This window comes from Variovorax sp. N23, from assembly GCF_025486315.1.
Lineage (GTDB): Bacteria > Pseudomonadota > Gammaproteobacteria > Burkholderiales > Burkholderiaceae_C > Variovorax.
The window spans coordinates 13938-29760 of record NZ_JAOOPY010000011.1 but is presented as its reverse complement, the minus strand read 5'-3'; the positions used below and the strand labels follow the sequence as shown (position 1 = coordinate 29760).

The following is a 15823-nucleotide window of genomic DNA, read 5'->3' as shown; positions in this document are numbered from 1 at the left end:
TTGCTTTGTTCTTCGGTCTGACGTCAATCGGGGCGCAGCGCGCGCAGGGCGGCGTCGAAGGCCGGGGTGCCGCGATGCAGGTCGGCCACCAGGCGGCCGCGGTCGATGCGGATCAGTCGATCCGCCAGGGCCGCCTCGCGGCGCAGGTGGGTGGCGATGAGCAGTGTGTGGCCCTCGGCCCGGCCCGCCAGACGGCGCAGCACGTCATGGGCGGTTCGAGTATCCACCGCTTCGGTGGCCTCGTCGAGAAGCCAGAAGGGTGCGTCGCGCAGCAGCAGTCGCGCCAGCGCCAGGCGGCGCAACTGGCCGCCGGACAGGCCCAGGCCACCCTCGCCCAGCGGGGTGTCGAGGCCGCCCGACGTGGCGCGCACCTCGTCCGCGAGGCCGGCGGCCTCGAGCACCGACCACAGGCGCGCATCGTCGGCCGACGCATCGGCCAGGCGCAGGTTGTCGCGCAGGCTGTCCTGGAAGACCTCCGAGCGCTGCGTGAGCAGGCAGTGCGCCGGCACCTGCACGTCGCCATGCGTCGGTGCGATCTCGCCGGCCAGCACGGCCAGCAAGGTCGACTTGCCGGCGCCGCTGGGCCCGACGAGCGCGACGCGTTCACCTGCTGCGATGCGCAGCGAGACGCCTTGCAGCGCCGGCGCGGCGCTGCCGGCATGGGTCGCGTGCACGTCATGCAGCGACACGTCCTGGCCCATCGCGTCGACAGCCACGAGGGAAACAGCGTCGGCCATGCGCGGCGCCAGCCGATGCACGGCCAGCCAGGTGCGCCCGGCTTCGAGCGCGCCGCGGCGCAAGGCGGCGAAGGGTTCGGTCGCAGTGAGTGCGACCAGCAATGCGAGCGCGGCGGCCGGCGCGCCGATGGCGCCCTCGCCCACCAGCGCCCCGACGGCCAGCAACACGGCGGCGAGCGTCAGCGTGCCGGCCATGCTGTAAGCGGCCCCGGCGCGCACGTCGAGCCGGTTGAGCGCCAGGTCGGCGCGTGCCAGGCGCCGGTCCGCGGCGGCGAGCGCGTCGCGCTGCGCGTCGAGCCGGCCCGCCATCGCAAGCTCGGTCTGCCCCGACACCAAGTCCACCGCACGTGCGCGCAGCAACTCGGTGGCCTGGGCGCGTCGCATCGCATGCGGGCGTGCCCGCCGCGTGAGCCACAGCCCGATGCCCCAGCCCGACACGAGCAGCCAGGCCGTCAGCACGACGCCGAGCCACAGGTCCATGAAGCCCGTCACCACGCCGGCCAGCAGCGCGGCGCCGAGCGCGGCGATGGCCGGCACGCCCAGGCGCAGGTACAGCGATTCGAGCGCGTCGATGTCGGCCGTCAGCCGGAACAGCAGCCGGGCCGGCCGCGCCATCAGCGCGCGTGCCGCCTCGGGCCGCGCCCATCCGCGGAACAGCCGTTCACGCAGATCGGCCAGTGCGGCGAAGGTCGCATCGTGCGTCACCAGGCGTTCACCGTAGCGCGCACCGGTGCGGCCCAATGCCAGCAGCCGGATGCCGGCGGACGGCATGAAGACGTCGAAGAGAACGGCCGCCGTGGCGCTCAGCCCGGCCAGTGCCGTTGCCGTGATGAACCAGCCCGACAGCCCCAGCAGCGCCATGCCCATGAGCACGGTGAGCGCACCGAGCGCCGCACCCAGCGCGAGGCGCCGCGGGGCAGTGGCGACGAAGGGCCGCAGCACGGTGCGCAGTTCGTGCAGGCGACGATGGCGAGCGCGCGTCATGCGGCCTCCTGCGCCATCACGGCCGGCTCGCCGCCCAGTTGCACCACACGCTGCATGCGCGCGGCCAGGATCGGATCGTGCGTCACCGCGATCAGCGTCTTGCCCTGCGCCAGCCGCAGCAGGGCGTCGACCACGCGCTCGGCGGTGTCGGTGTCGAGGTGCGCGGTCGGCTCGTCGACCAGCCACAGGTCGGCCTCAGGCTGCACCGCCAGCCGGGCCAGCGCCAGCCGGACGAGTTCGCCGCCCGACAGGCCGCCACCGCCCTCGCCCAGCGCCGTGGCAGGCCGCGCCTGCGCCACGTCGCCGAGCCCGGCGTCGCGCATGGCCTGCACCACGTCGTCGTCCTGAACGCCGGCCCGCCCCATGGCCACGTTGTCATGCACCGACGCCGCGAAGACGTGCGGGCGCTGCCCCATCCAGCCGATGCGGCGGCGCAGGGCCGGCGCCGTCTCGTCGTTCAGCGACACGCCACCGATGGCGATGGCGATGTCACCCGACGCGGCCGGCATCAGGCCGGCGATCAGGCTCAGCAAGGCCGTCTTGCCCGCGCCGCTCGGGCCGGTGAGCGCGATGTGCTCGCCCGCCGCCACCTGCAGGTCGAGGCCGTCGAACAGCGCGGCCTCGCCGGCGTGCGCGAAATGCAGGCCGGCGATGCGCACCGACGGCGCGCCGCGGCGCACCACGGCGGGCGCATGCGCGTTCGGACGCCCCGGCATCGGCACGCCCGCTTCGGCCAGCGCGTCGAGCGCATCGAGGGCCGCCTCGCCGGCTGCGCGGTCGTGCCACACCGCCGAGAGTTCACGCAGCGGCTCGAAGAAGGCCGGCGCCAGCAGCAGCACGAACAGGCCTTCGGCCAGGCTCAGCCGACGGCCCCAGCTGCCGAACTCCAGCGTGCCGAGCAGGTGGAAGCCGATGTACACCGCGACCATCGCCACGCCCAGCGCGGCGAACAGTTCGAGCACCGCCGACGAGAGAAAGGCGATGCGCAACACGGCCATGGTGCGGCGGCGCAACGACTGCGCGACATCGCCCAGGCGCTGCGCCGTCGCATCGACCGCGCCCAGCGCGCGCAGCGTCGCGAGGCCGCGCAGCCGGTCGAGCAGGAAGGCGTTCATCGCCCCCATCTCGACCATCTGCTGCTGGCTCGCCGCCTGGGCGCGCCAGCCGACGATGGCCATGAAGATCGGGATGAGCGGCGCGGCGACCAGCAGGATCAGCGCGGCGACCCACGAGAACCAGGCCACCGCGACGAGGATGAAGATCGGCACCAGCATCGCGCGCCAGCGGGCCGGCTGGTAGCGCACCAGGTACGGCAGCACGGCCTCGGCCTGCTCGGCGATCACGCTGGCGGCCTGCCCGGACGCGGGCCGCGCCATGTCGAGCGGCGAGCGCGCGGCCAGCGCGGCGGCGACCTGCGCACGCAGCACCGACAGCTGCCCGCGCACTTCGCCGAAGATGCGGCGCGCGCCCCAGGCCTCGCAGGCGGCGCGCAGGGCGCCCATCGCGACGATGCCGAGCGCCGGCAGCCATACCGCGTCAATGCCCTCGCCCGCGCCCAGACGCTGAACCGCCCAGGCCAGCCACGCCGCTTGCGGCAGCCAGAAGAGCGCGGCCCCGCCCTGCACCAGGCTTCCCACCCCGGGCGCGGCCAGTCGGCGCAGGTAGGCGGTCGACGGCACGGTCGAGCCATCAGGATGGGCGGAAGACGAAGTCATCGGTTTCGATTTCGAATTTTCAGTATTTACTGAAACTTCATGAAGTTTAACGGAGATCGATTTTTGTCGCTTGCGCGCGCGCAAGCCGGCGCACGCCGGGTTATGGCATGAAGGCCGGAGAAACGGGGAGGCCATCGCGGCCCTGAATGCCTATCTCCTGCGGCGGAGGCCGTCGTGGTCACGGGGGCAGCGGCCCTGCGCCGGGCGCATCACGCGGCGCTCAGCGCGCCGAAAGCGAGCAGGCCGGCGAAAAGCGCCAGCACTGCTCGCCATGTGGCTGCCCGCATTTCCACTTGCCGGTGCAGCAAGGTGCCTGCCGCCCATGACAGCGCGAGCGCGCAGGCCATGCCCCACAGCGCCATCCACGCCTGGTCCGGCCACCAGTGGTCGACGACCGCGTTGGACAGCAGGATCACCGGAAAGTGAATGAGAAACAGCGAATAGGACATCTCGCCCAGATGCACCAACGGCTGCCACAAGGCGGGCCAGGCCGTCGGTCGTAGCCACTGCCGCCGCTGCGCCACGGCAATGGCCAGTGCCGCCACCAGTGCGACCGCGATGCGGCTGCGCCAGTCGATCGCCAGCGCGCCCGCACCGAACGATGCGAGCGTGAGCACGGCCAGCCGCCATGTGCTGTCGCGCGTGGCGCGGCCAATCCAGAAGGCCAGCATGCCGAGTCCGTAGGCCCCGAAGAAGTAGAGCGCGGTGTCGTCGAGCGCCGGGTCGCGGTTGAAGACCGCGAGCGACGCGGCCGCGAGCCCCAACACCAGCGCGACGGCCAGCCAACGCGCGTGCGCGGCGCCCACCTTCCACCGCCGCTCGAGCCAACGCACTCCCCAGAACCCCGCCAGCGCGAGCACGAAGAGCTGGAAGTCGATGGCCACGTACCAGACCCCGGTCGACAGCGCGTCGTAGCCCAGCAGGTCCTGCAGGAGCAGGGCATGGGCAATAAGCTGCGCGACCACCGGGGCATCGGGCACCGCCTCGTCATTCAGCCAGGGGCGCACGAGCGCAGCGACGACGACGCTGCAGGACAGCGCAGCCAGATAGGGCATGACGAGCCGCGCATAGCGGCGGAACACGCGCGCCATCGGACGCTCCACGCGCAACAGCCCGTCCGGCGCGAGGCTGCTCGCCGCCAGAAAGCCGGCAAGAACAAGAAAGACCTGCACGGCGAGCCGCCCGTGCTGCGCCAGCCAGCCGAAGAGCGACGGCGCCAGCGCCGAGGCGCTTTCGGCCATCGGCCCGTAACGCGCCAGGTGATGGCCGACGATCAGCGCGCAGGCGACACCCTTGACCGCATCGAGCAGCGGCATGCGCGCGCCCGCTGGATCGATCGGTATCGGGACGCGCGCAACGGTGGCCATGCGGCGGTCGCGAGGCGCCTAGAGCGCCAGCCGCTGGCGCGCCGCCTGGTATTCGCGCTTGAGCTTCTCGACGAAGGCCGCCACGCTGCTCACCTCGGTGATCGCGCCGATGCCCTGGCCCGAGCCCCAGATGTCCTTCCAGGCCTTGGCCTTGCTGCCGTCGCCGCTGGCGAAGTTCATGGTCTTCAGGTCGCCTTCGGGCAGGTTCGCCGGGTCCATGCCGGCGGCGACGATCGACGGTGCCAGGTAGTTGCCGTGCACGCCGGTGAAGAGGTTCGAGTAGACGATGTCGTCCGAACTGCCCTCCACGATCGCCTGCTTGTAGGCATCGCTGGCGCGCGCTTCCTCGGTGGCGATGAAGGCGGTGCCGATGTAGGCGAAGTCGGCCCCCATGGCCTGCGCGGCGAGCACCGCACCGCCGGTGGCGATCGAACCCGACAGTGCGACGGGGCCGTCGAACCACTGGCGGATTTCCTGGATCAGCGCGAACGGGCTCTTCACGCCCGCGTGGCCACCGGCGCCCGCGGCCACGGCGATCAGGCCGTCGGCGCCCTTCTCGATCGCCTTCTTCGCGAAGGTGTTGCTGATGATGTCATGCAGCGTCACCCCGCCGTAACTGTGCACCGCATCGTTCACGTCGGTGCGCGCGCCCAGCGAGGTGATGACGATCGGCACCTTGTACTTCACGACCATCGCCATGTCGTGCTCGAGCCGGTCGTTGCTCTTGTGCACGATCTGGTTGATGGCGAAAGGCGCGGCCGGCTTGTCCGGGTTCGCCTTGTTGTAGGCCGCCAATTCTTCCGTGATCTCGATCAGCCACTCTTCCAGCTGCGCGGCCGGCCGGGCGTTGAGCGCCGGCATCGCCCCCACCACACCAGCCTTGCACTGGGCGATCACCAGCTTCGGCGTGCTGATGATGAACAGCGGCGAACCGATGATGGGCAGCGGCAGGTTCGCGAGGACGGGGGGCAGCTTGGACATGAGGTCTCCGAGGGTGTTGTCTGGGATCTTTTTAAGGGATGCGGCGTGCGCCGCGCGTCCGGTCAGCGACACGCGCGGCCGGACTTCAGAAGGCGTCGATCGCCAGCGCCGTCACGCTCCCGGCACCGTCGACGATGCTGTCGCGGATGCCGGGCGCCTTGTTCAGGATGTGCTCCGCATAGAAGCGCGCGGTCACGACCTTGGCCTGCATGAAGGCCACGTCGGTGCCGGCCTGCGCCAGGTCTTCGGCAACCAGCAGCGAGCGCGCGAGCTGCCAGCCGGCCATCAGGTTGCCGGCCAGCATCAGGTAGGGCACGCTGCCCGCGAACACCGCATTGGGCGATGCCTTGGTCTGGCCGGCGACGAAGTCGACCACCTCGACGAAGGCTTCGCGCGCGGCCTTCAGGCGCTTGAGCACCGCGTGCGCATCGGCGCTGTCGCGCCTCGCCAGCTCGGCCTCGGTCGTCTCGATCTGCGCGGCGATGGCCTTGGCCGTGCGGCCGCCGTCGCGCGCCGTCTTGCGGCCGACCAGGTCATTGGCCTGGATCGCGGTCGTGCCTTCGTAGATGGTCAGGATCTTCGCGTCGCGGTAGTACTGCGCCGCACCGGTCTCCTCGATGAAGCCCATGCCGCCGTGCACCTGCACACCCAGCGAGGTCACCTCCAGGCTCATCTCGGTGCTGTAGCCCTTCACCAGCGGCACCATGAATTCGTAGAAGGCCTGGTTCTGCTGACGCGCCTCTGCATCGGGGTGGTGGTGCGACGCGTCGTAGGCGGCAGCAGCCACGCTCGCCATCGCGCGGCAGCCTTCCGTGTAAGCACGCATCGTCATCAGCATGCGCTTGACGTCGGGGTGGTGGATGATCGGCGCGCTGGCATTCATCGAGCCGTCGACCGGGCGGCTCTGCACGCGGTCTTTCGCGTAGGCCACCGCGTGCTGGTAGGCGCGCTCGGCGATGGCAATGCCCTGCATGCCGACCGCGTAGCGGGCCGAGTTCATCATGATGAACATGTACTCGAGGCCGCGGTTCTCCTGGCCCACCAGGTAGCCGACGGCGCCGCCGTGGTCGCCGTACTGCAGCACGGCGGTGGGCGATGCCTTGATGCCCAGCTTGTGCTCGATGCTCACGCAGTGCACGTCGTTGCGCGCGCCCAGTGCGCCGTCCTGGCCGACCATGAACTTCGGCACCACGAACAGGCTGATGCCCTTCACGCCCTCGGGCGCGCCGGTCACGCGGGCCAGCACGAGGTGCACGATGTTCTCGGCCATGTCGTGGTCGCCGTAGGTGATGAAGATCTTGGTGCCGAAGACCTTGTAGGTACCGTCCGGCTGGGGTTCGGCGCGGCTGCGCACCAGCGCCAGGTCGCTGCCGGCCTGCGGCTCGGTGAGGTTCATGGTGCCGGTCCACTGGCCGCTCACCAGCTTCTCGAGGTACACCGCCTTCAGCTCGTCGGAACCGGCCGTCAGCAGCGCCTCGATGGCGCCGTCGCTCAGCAAAGGGCACAGCGCGAAGCTCATGTTGGCCGAGTTCAGCATCTCGCCACACGCCGCGCCGATGGTCTTGGGCAGGCCCTGGCCACCGAAATCGACCGGGTGCTGCAGGCCCTGCCAGCCGCCCGAGGCGTACTGCGCGAAGGCGTCCTTGAAGCCGGGGGTGGTCGTCACCGCGCCGTCCTTGAAGGACGAGGGGTTGCGGTCACCCGCCACGTTGAGCGGCGCCACCACGTCCTGGTTGAAGCGCGCGCATTCCTCGAGCACCGCCTGGGCGGTGTCCAGGCCGGCGTCCTCGAAGCCGGGCAGTTTGGCGATCTCTTCGATGCGGGCCAGGTGTTCGATGTCGAACAGCATGTCCTTGACGGGGGCGATGTAGCTCATGTCTTGTCTCCAGGGTTCGGATGTGAAAAGGGCATCGCGAACGATGCCCTCTGTCGACGCGCGTGCGAGGCCTTACAGGGCCTTCGTCAGTTCCGGCACGGCGACGAACAGGTCGGCCACCAGGCCGTAGTCGGCCACCGAGAAGATCGGCGCCTCTTCGTCCTTGTTGATCGCGACGATCACCTTGGAGTCCTTCATGCCGGCCAGATGCTGGATGGCGCCCGAGATGCCGGCGGCGATGTAGAGCTGCGGCGCGACGATCTTGCCGGTCTGGCCCACCTGCCAGTCGTTGGGCGCGTAGCCCGCGTCGACCGCGGCGCGCGAAGCGCCCAGGCCGGCGTTGAGCTTGTCGGCCAGCGGTGCCATCACTTCGGTGAACTTCTCCGAGCTGCCCAGCGCACGGCCGCCCGACACGATGATCTTGGCGGCGGTGAGTTCCGGTCGCTCGCTCTTCGTGACCTCGCGGCCGACGAAGCTCGACTTGCCGCTGTCGGCCACGCCTTCGGCCGTCTCGACCGATGCGCTGCCGCCCGTGGCCGCGGCGGCGTCGAAGCCGGTCGTGCGCACGGTGATGACCTTGACCGCATCGCTGCTCTGCACGGTCGCAATGGCGTTGCCGGCGTAGATCGGGCGCTCGAAGGTGTCGGGGCTGACCACCAGCGTGATGTCGCTGATCTGCGCCACGTCGAGCTTGGCGGCGACGCGCGGGGCGACGTTCTTGCCGTTGGCGGTCGAGGGGAACAGGATGTGGCTGTAGTTCGACGCACCTTCGCCGCAAAGAGCCAGCACCTGCGCCGCCACGTTCTCGGCGAGGTTCTCGGCGAGGCTGGGGCTGTCGGCCACGATGACCTTGGCGACGCCGACGATCTGCGCGGCGGCCTTGCCGGCCTCGGCGGCGTTGGCGCCGGCCACCAGCACGTGCACGTCGCCCCCGCAGGCGAGTGCGGCGGTCACGGTGTTGAGGGTCGCGGGCTTGACGGTCGCGTGGTCGTGTTCGGCAATAACAAGTGCGGTCATGTTCAGATCACCTTCGCTTCGTTCTTGAGCTTGTCCACCAGGGCGGCCACGTCGGCCACCTTGATGCCGGCACCGCGCTTGGGCGGCTCGCTCACCTTGAGCGTCTTCAGGCGCGGCTTGACGTCCACGCCCAGGTCTTCGGGCTTGAAGACGTCCAGCTGCTTCTTCTTGGCCTTCATGATGTTCGGCAGCGTCACGTAGCGCGGCTCGTTCAGGCGCAGGTCGGTGGTGATGACGGCCGGCAGCGACAGCGACAGCGTCTCGGCGCCGCCGTCGACTTCACGCGTCACGCTGACCTTGTCGCCGGCCACTTCGACCTTCGATGCGAAGGTGGCTTGCGGCAGGTCGGCCAGCGCGGCGAGCATCTGGCCGGTCTGATTGGCGTCGTCGTCGATCGCCTGCTTGCCGAGGATGATCAGCTGCGGCTGTTCCTTGTCGACCAGCGCCTTCAGCAGCTTGGCGACGGCCAGCGGCTGGAGTTCTTCGGTGGTCTCCACCAGGATGCCGCGGTCGGCGCCGATGGCCATCGCGGTGCGCAGGGTTTCCTGGCACTTCGCATCGCCGCACGAGACGGCGATCACCTCGGTGACCACGCCCTTCTCTTTCAGGCGGACCGCCTCTTCGACGGCGATCTCGTCGAAGGGATTCATGCTCATCTTGACGTTGGCGATGTCGACGCCGGTGCCGTCGGACTTCACGCGAACCTTCACGTTGTAGTCGACGACCCGTTTGACGGGGACCAGAACCTTCATTGGTGTGACTCCATGGATTGCAAAACTGTGTGCCTCGGGGCAGCCGGTCATTCTAGGACGACCCTTTTCACGGGGCTGTCCCTATGGACACACGCGCTGTGGGCCACCTTCGGCGCAAAGAAAAGAACGGTCGTGCTTTTCTTGAATTATAAAGGCGCGGCTTCGGGGCGCGAGAAGCCATCGGGCAGCGACTCGACGCGCAGCACGCGCTGCGGATAGGGAATGTCGATCTTCGCGGCGCGCAGGCCTTCGAGGATCGCGATGTTGATGGCCGAACGAACGTTGTCCTTGCCCTTGTCGGGGTCGGTGACCCAGAAGTGCAGCGTGAACTCCAGCCCGTCGGGCGCGAAGTTCGTGAGGAAGGCGATCGGCGCTGGATCGGCCAGGACGCGCGCCTGCGCCACCGCCGCCCCGACCAGGATGGCCTGCACCTGCGCCACGTCGCTCTCGTACCCCACCACGATGGCCGTCGTGATGTTGAACTTGCGGTCGGCGATGGACAGGTTCTCCACGCGGCTCGTGATGAGCGACTCGTTCGGCACGATCGCCTCGCGTCCATTGCCGGCGCGGATGAGCGTGTAGCGCGTCTTGATGTCGGTGATGCGCCCCTCGAAGGTGTCGACCTTCACGTTGTCGCCGATGCGGATCGAGCGCTCCAGCAGGATCACGAAGCCGCTCACGTAGTTGGCCGCCAGCTTCTGCAGACCGAAGCCCAGGCCCACGCCGACCGCACCGCCGAGCACCGACAGCGCGGTCAGGTCCACGCCCACCGCCGACAGCGCCACCAGCAGGCCGATCAGCAGCAGGAAGGCGCGGACCGCGTTCGACGCCACCTTGCGCATCGACAGGTCCGTCACGGCCTCGCGCAGGATGCGCTTCTCGACGGTGCTCGAAATCCACAGCGCGATCACGAGCACGAAGCCGGCCGACAGCGCGCCTTCGAAGATGGTGCGAATGCTCACGTGGGTCTTGCCGAAGGACAGCGTGATCTGGTCGAGCTCGGCGAGTACCGGCGGCAGCAGGCCGACGATCCACAGCACCGCGCCGAGCCAGGCGATCCACGACACGGTGCGCTCCACCAGCCGCACCACCGCCGAGCCCGGGAACACCGCCCGCATCACGCGCGCGATCAGCCGGATCACCACCAGCGCGAGGAACACCGACACCGCGATGCGCAGCACCACGACCACCTGGTAGTTGAGCACCGCGCGCCGCGCCAGATCGGTGGCGACCAGCGCCAGCAGCGGGAACAGCAGCCCGTCGAAGGTGCGCTCGCCGAACCAGATGGAGTCCTTGGGCTGGTCGCGGCCGAACCAGCGCGTCACGCCCCACGCCACCGCGATACAGGCGACCAGCGCGGCCAGCTCGATCCAGAGGCTGCGCGCCTGCACCTGGCCCAGGCGGGCCATGAAGTCGTCGAGGTTCATCAGAGGTCCGCCAGGACCCGGACGTGCGCCTCCACGCTGCGCGCCAGGGCATCCAGGTTGTAGCCGCCTTCGAGCGTCGACACGATGCGCCCGTGCGCATGGCGCCGCGCCACGTCGCGCACGCGGTCGGTGATCCAGGCGAAGTCGTTCTCGTTGAGGCGCAGCTGGCCGAGTTCGTCGTCACGGTGGGCATCGAAGCCGGCGCTGATGAAGATCATCTGCGGCCTGAATTCCTCCAGGCGAGGCATCCACATCATCTCGATCAGTTCCCGCACGTCCATGCCTTTCGTGTAGGCCGGCACGGGCACGTTCAGCATGTTGGCGGCCGGATGGTCGACGTCGCTGAAGGGGTAGAACGGGTGCTGGAAGATGCCGACCATCAGCACGCGCGGGTCGCCCGCCAGGATGTCCTCCGTGCCGTTGCCGTGGTGCACGTCGAAGTCCACCACTGCCACCCGATCGAGCCCGTGCACCTCGAGCGCATGGCGCGCCGCGATGGCGACGTTGTTCAGGAAGCAGAAGCCCATCGCCTGCTCTCGGCAGGCGTGATGGCCCGGCGGACGCACCGCGCAGAAGGCGTTCTCGAGCTCGCCGGCCATCACCGCGTCGGTGGCGGCGATGGCGGCGCCCGCCGCGCGCCGCGCCGCCAGCACCGTGTGGCGCATCAGGGACGTGTCGGGGTCGACCATGGCCTGCGCCGGGCCGCCCGCAGGCTGGTCGGCAATCAGCCGCTGGCTGAGGGCTTCGAGATGTTCGAGGTGGGCTTCGGTGTGAGCGCGTGTGATCTGCGCCAGGGTGGCCAGCGGAACGTCGCCGCGCTCGAGCGCATCACCCACGCCGGTGACCAGCAGGCGGTCTTCGATGGCGTCGAGGCGTTGGGGACACTCCGGGTGGCCCTCACCCATGTCGTGTTTCCAGCAGTCGCGGTGTGTGAAGTAGCCGGTTTTACCCATGTCTCTGTCGCCGTCGCCGCACAGGGCGACCTCACGCCGCGTGGGGCCGGGGGGCCTTGCGGTATTGTTTGCATATGGATACAAAAATGGACGTTGCCGCGAAGCTCGCCAGTTTGCTGGGTCAGCTTAACACGGTGATCGTGGGCAAAGAGGCGCAGGTGCGCGACTGCGTGGCCTGCCTGCTGGCCGGCGGCCACCTGCTGATCGAAGACGTGCCGGGCGTGGGCAAGACCACCCTCGCCCATGCGCTCTCGCACACCTTCGGCCTGCAGTTCTCGCGGGTGCAATTCACCGCCGACCTGATGCCGGGCGACCTGTCGGGCGTGGCCATCTACGACCGCAACCAGCAGGCCTTCGTGTTCCACCCCGGCCCGATCTTTTCGCAGGTGCTGCTGGCCGACGAGATCAACCGCGCCAGCCCCAAGACCCAGAGCGCGCTGCTCGAGGCGATGGAAGAAAAGCAGGTGACGATCGAGGGCGAGACGCGGCCGCTGCCCACGCCCTTCTTCGTGATCGCCACGCAGAACCCGCACGACCAGCTCGGCACCTTCGCGCTGCCCGAGTCGCAGCTCGACCGCTTCCTGATGCGCATCTCGATCGGTTACCCCGACCGCGCCGCCGAGCGCGAGCTGCTGGCCGGCGCCGATCGGCGCGAGATGCTGGCTGGTCTCCCCGCACTGCTCACTGCGGGCGAACTGCTGGCCTTGCAGCAGCGCGTGCAACAGGTGCACGCTTCCGATGCCCTGCTCGACTATGTGCAGGACTTGATGGCCGCCACGCGCAACGGCCGCTGGTTCCTCCAGGGCCTGTCGCCGCGCGCGGGCATCGCGATCCTGCGGGCCGCCAAGGCGCAGGCGCTGCTGGCCAACCGCGACTACGTGGCGCCCGACGACGTGCAGGCGGTGCTGCCGCAGACCGTGGCGCACCGCGTGACGCCCGTCGGCGACGCCGGTCGCGGCGCCTTCGAGCAGGTGCGCGCCATGATCGCGGCCGTGCCACTGCCATGAACGCGCTGCCGTGAACCCGCTGGCGGCCACGCGCCGACGCATCGACGGCTGGTTCCTGTCGCGCCGGCCGCCGAACGACACCCTGGCGCTGACGCAGCGCAACGTCTACATCGTCCCGACGCCGGCAGGCTGGATGCTGGCCGCCACGCTGCTGGTGCTGCTGGTCGCGTCCATCAACTACCAGCTCAACCTCGGCTACCTGCTGACCTTCATGCTGGCCGGCTGCGTGGCCGTCGGCATGCACGTGAGCCACGCGACGCTGCGCGGCCTGTCGATGCACCTGATGCCGCCGGAGCCGCAGTACGCCGGCAGCGCCGCCGTCTTCCGCGTGGTGTTGCACAACGCGCGGCGCAGCGTTCGCTACGGCATCGGCCTGGCGGTGCGCGGCAGCGGGCACTGGGCCTGGTGCGACGTGCCGGCGCAAGGCAGCGAGACGGTCGAGATCGCCTTCCAGCCCGCGCGGCGCGGCCTGCATGCGGTGCCGCCGCTCACCGCCGAGACGCGCTTTCCGCTGGGGGCCTTCCGCGTCTGGACCGTCTGGCGCCCCGCCTCGTCGCTGCTGGTGTACCCGGCACCGGAGCCGCACCCGCCCGCGCTGCCTGCGGGTGAACCGCTGGCCGGCGACGCCAGCGCGTCGGTCGCCCGTGCCGCCAGCGCCGGCGAATACGACGGCGTGCGGGCCTACCGCCGTGGCGACCCGCTGAAGCTGGTGGTCTGGAAGAAGGCGGCGCGCGCGCAGGCGGCAGGCTCCGACGAACTGTTCAGCCGCGACACGCAACAAGCGCAGCGCCAGGAGCTCTGGCTCGATGCGCAGGCCGCCGCCCTGCCCGAGCTCGAAGCGCGCATCTCGCGCCTGTGCGCCTGGGTGCTGATGGCCGACCGGCTCGGCGTCGACTACGGCCTGCGCGTGGCCGGCCAGCAGGTGCCGCCCTCGCAGGGCGAGGCGCACCGCCGCCGCTGCCTGGAGGTGCTCGCCACATGCGGGTGACGAATTGGTTGGGTGCCCTGCCCCGCGACGCCCGCGACACGCTGTTCCTGCTCGGCGTGATCGGCATCGTGCTGCTGCCGCAGGTACCCGAGCTGCCGTGGTGGTGCACGCTGCTGACGGCCATCGTGCTGGCTTGGCGCGGCACGCTGGCGGTGCAGTCGCGCCCCCTGCCCGGCCGCTGGTGGCTCGTCGCGTTGCTGGCCGTGGCGCTGGCCGCCACCTTCGCCACCTACCGCACGCTGCTGGGCCGCGAAGCCGGCGTCACGCTGGTCGTGGTGCTGCTCGCGCTCAAGACGCTGGAGCTGCGCGCGCGGCGCGACGCCTTCGTCATCTTCTTCCTCGGCTTCTTCGCGATGCTGACGAACTTCTTCAGCTCGCAGTCGCTGCTCACCGCGGTGGCGATGCTGCTCGCGCTGCTGGGCCTGCTGACGGCGCTGGTCAACGCCCACATGCCGGTCGGCCGGCCGCCGCTGGCGCAGGCCGCGCGCACGGCCGGCGGGATGGTGCTGCTGGGCGCGCCGATCATGCTGGCGCTCTTCATGCTGTTCCCGCGCATGGCGCCGCTGTGGGGCACGCCGAACGACGAGATGACCGGGCGCAGCGGGCTGTCGGCCACCATGCGCGTGGGCAGCATCGCGCAGCTCGCGCTCGACGACGGCATCGCCGCCCGCATCAAGTTCGACGGCGGCCGCGCGCCGCCGCAGCGCGAGCTGTACTTCCGCGGCCCGGTGCTGTCGGACTTCGACGGCCGCGAATGGACCGCACCGCCCCCGTGGGAACGCGGCTTCCTCGGCGCCGACCTGCGCGTGCAGGGCGAGCCGGTGGGCTACGAGGTCACGCTGGAGCCGAGCAACCGACCGTGGCTGCTGGCGCTCGACGCACCGGTGAAGCCGCCCCAGATTCCCGGCCTGCGCGTCATGGCGACGCCCGACCTGCAGTGGATGGCCAACCGGGCCATCGGCGACCTGCTGCGCTACCGCGCCGAAAGCTACCCGCAGTTCCAGAGCGGGCCGCTGCGTCGCACCGGCGCCCTGCAGCGCTACGTCGCGCTGCCGCCGGGCTCCAACCCGCGCACGGTCGCGATGGCCGCGCAGATGAAAGCCGACCCGGCCCTCGCCGGCGCCGCCACGCCGGCTTTCGTCAACGCCGCGCTCGAACGCCTGCGCACCGGCGGCTACAGCTACACGCTGGAGCCCGGCCTGTACGGCAATGAGACGGCCGACGAGTTCTGGTTCGACCGCAAGGCCGGCTTCTGCGAGCACATCGCCTCGGCCTTCGTCGTGCTGATGCGCGCGCTCGACATTCCGGCGCGCATCGTTACCGGCTACCAGGGCGGCGAACTCAACGGCGTCGACGGCTACTGGGTGCTGCGCCAGGCCGACGCCCATGCCTGGGCCGAGGTGTGGGAGGGCGGCAAAGGCTGGACCCGCGTCGACCCGACGGCTTCGGTATCACCGGGGCGCATCGGCGCCTTCCAGCGCCTGGCCGCGCAGCCCGGCCTCTTCGCCGGCGCCATCGGCACCATGAGCCCCACGCTGGCGCAGAACCTGCGCGCGGCGTGGGAAGCGGTCAACAACGGCTGGAACCAGTGGGTGCTCAACTACACGCAGAGCCGCCAGCTCGACCTGCTCAAGAACATCGGCTTCGAGGCGCCCAGCCTGCAGGATCTGGCGACCGTGCTGCTGTGGGTGCTGATCGCCGCCAGCCTCGCCGGCGCCGGCTGGACCCTGTGGGAGCGCAGCCAGCACGACCCCTGGCTGCGCCTGCTGGGCCGCGCGCGGCAGCGGCTGGAGAAGGCCGGCCTGGTGCTGCCCGAGGCCGCGCCGCCGCGGCAGATCGCGACGCAGGCGGTGGCGCATTTCGGCGCAGCCGCCCAGCCGGTGCACGACTGGCTGCTGCGCCTGGAAGCCCAGCGCTACGCGAAGACGCCCGAGGCCGCGCTGCCGGCCCTGCGCGCCGAATTCCGCACCCTCGCCTGGCCGCGTTGAAACCGCCTGTGTCCGGCGCCGGGGCCGCGCG

Annotated in this window: 12 protein-coding genes; 3 read left to right on the top strand and 9 right to left on the bottom strand. The window is 70.3% G+C overall.

All coding sequences use genetic code 11. From position 1 onward, the window contains the following. Positions 1-23: 23 nt before the first annotated feature. The 9 genes from N8A90_RS16775 to N8A90_RS16735 form a co-directional block, all read right to left on the bottom strand. Positions 24-1721: an amino acid ABC transporter ATP-binding/permease protein gene (locus N8A90_RS16775; RefSeq protein ID WP_262076111.1), complete on the bottom strand. Its 1698-nt coding sequence runs from the start codon at positions 1719-1721 to the stop codon at positions 24-26. Then, positions 1718-3436 carry a thiol reductant ABC exporter subunit CydD gene (gene cydD / locus N8A90_RS16770; RefSeq protein WP_262076110.1) on the bottom strand — a complete coding sequence of 573 codons (1719 nt, stop codon included), beginning with the start codon at positions 3434-3436 and terminating at the stop codon, positions 1718-1720. Before cydD ends, N8A90_RS16775 begins: the two co-directional genes overlap by 4 nt. 209 nt (positions 3437-3645) lie before the next feature. Further along, entirely contained in the window at positions 3646-4803 is a 1158-nt protein-coding gene (locus N8A90_RS16765; protein WP_262076109.1) for an acyltransferase family protein, read from the bottom strand. Between the two features lie 18 nt (positions 4804-4821). After that, positions 4822-5784: an NAD(P)H-dependent flavin oxidoreductase gene (locus tag N8A90_RS16760; protein WP_262076108.1), complete on the bottom strand. Its 963-nt coding sequence runs from the start codon at positions 5782-5784 to the stop codon at positions 4822-4824. Positions 5785-5869: 85 nt separating this feature from the next. Then, on the bottom strand, positions 5870-7660 hold the full coding sequence (locus N8A90_RS16755) for an acyl-CoA dehydrogenase (protein WP_262076107.1): 1791 nt from the start codon (positions 7658-7660) through the stop codon (positions 5870-5872). Positions 7661-7732: 72 nt separating this feature from the next. Beyond that, positions 7733-8677, bottom strand: coding sequence for an electron transfer flavoprotein subunit alpha/FixB family protein (locus N8A90_RS16750; RefSeq protein ID WP_262076106.1), 945 nt, complete (start codon positions 8675-8677; stop codon positions 7733-7735). A gap of 2 nt (positions 8678-8679) precedes the next feature. Beyond that, positions 8680-9429 (bottom strand): electron transfer flavoprotein subunit beta/FixA family protein, encoded by a 750-nt coding sequence (locus N8A90_RS16745; RefSeq protein WP_262076105.1) that lies wholly within the window; start codon positions 9427-9429, stop codon positions 8680-8682. A gap of 146 nt (positions 9430-9575) precedes the next feature. Then, positions 9576-10856 (bottom strand): mechanosensitive ion channel family protein, encoded by a 1281-nt coding sequence (locus tag N8A90_RS16740; protein ID WP_262076104.1) that lies wholly within the window; start codon positions 10854-10856, stop codon positions 9576-9578. After that, a complete protein-coding gene (locus N8A90_RS16735) occupies positions 10856-11809 on the bottom strand; it encodes a histone deacetylase family protein (RefSeq protein ID WP_262076103.1) in 954 nt (317 codons plus the stop codon). Before N8A90_RS16735 ends, N8A90_RS16740 begins: the two co-directional genes overlap by 1 nt. Before the next feature lie 86 nt (positions 11810-11895). Between N8A90_RS16735 and N8A90_RS16730 the strand changes: the two genes are divergently transcribed. Genes N8A90_RS16730 through N8A90_RS16720 form a run of 3 tightly spaced genes read left to right on the top strand, consistent with a single transcriptional unit; the run spans position 11896 to position 15792 of the window. Further along, positions 11896-12816: an AAA family ATPase gene (locus N8A90_RS16730; RefSeq protein WP_262076102.1), complete on the top strand. Its 921-nt coding sequence runs from the start codon at positions 11896-11898 to the stop codon at positions 12814-12816. Positions 12817-12826: 10 nt separating this feature from the next. Next, positions 12827-13804: a DUF58 domain-containing protein gene (locus N8A90_RS16725; RefSeq protein ID WP_262076101.1), complete on the top strand. Its 978-nt coding sequence runs from the start codon at positions 12827-12829 to the stop codon at positions 13802-13804. Next, on the top strand, positions 13795-15792 hold the full coding sequence (locus N8A90_RS16720) for a DUF3488 and transglutaminase-like domain-containing protein (protein ID WP_262076100.1): 1998 nt from the start codon (positions 13795-13797) through the stop codon (positions 15790-15792). The genes N8A90_RS16725 and N8A90_RS16720 overlap by 10 nt, the downstream gene beginning before the upstream one ends. The last annotated feature ends 31 nt before the right edge of the window (positions 15793-15823 follow it).